Source organism: Fulvivirga aurantia (assembly GCF_009711475.1).
Classification (GTDB): domain Bacteria; phylum Bacteroidota; class Bacteroidia; order Cytophagales; family Cyclobacteriaceae; genus Fulvivirga; species Fulvivirga aurantia.
Genome location: NZ_SMMD01000070.1, coordinates 1 through 369, shown reverse-complemented (window position 1 = coordinate 369; position 369 = coordinate 1). Strand labels below are relative to the sequence as shown.

Sequence of the window (369 nt, the reverse complement as noted above, 5' to 3'; positions counted from 1 at the left end):
CAAAAAAAGCAGCCCTAGAGCTGCTTTTGTAGTTACGAGTAACATTAGTTATCAGAGAAACTGCCGTCCGCCAGCTGGCGGATATGAGTCCTGCGCATGATTTACTTTTTATCAATCATCTCCCAGATAAACTGTCTTCCTTTAGCTGACTTGAGTTGTTTTTCTCTCTTTAGAGCTTCCGATTTGTTGCTATGTTCCTCGGTGTAAATCACCTCCCAAGGTCGGTATCTTACAGTATATCCTTTTTTGGCAAAGATGTTATGACTGTCAAGCCTATTGTCTAATCAGAAGTTTACCCGATGTAAATCTTATTGTGCTTGGCACTATGTAAAACATAAACTGTAAACATCATAAACAAAAAAAGCAGCC

Annotated in this window: 1 protein-coding gene; it reads right to left on the bottom strand. The window is 39.3% G+C overall.

Annotation, left to right across the window (positions count from 1 at the left end; translation table 11 throughout):
* Positions 1-101 precede the first annotated feature (101 nt).
* Entirely contained in the window at positions 102-257 is a 156-nt protein-coding gene (locus E1176_RS20995; protein ID WP_343030475.1) for a GIY-YIG nuclease family protein, read from the bottom strand.
* Between the last annotated feature and the right edge of the window lie 112 nt (positions 258-369).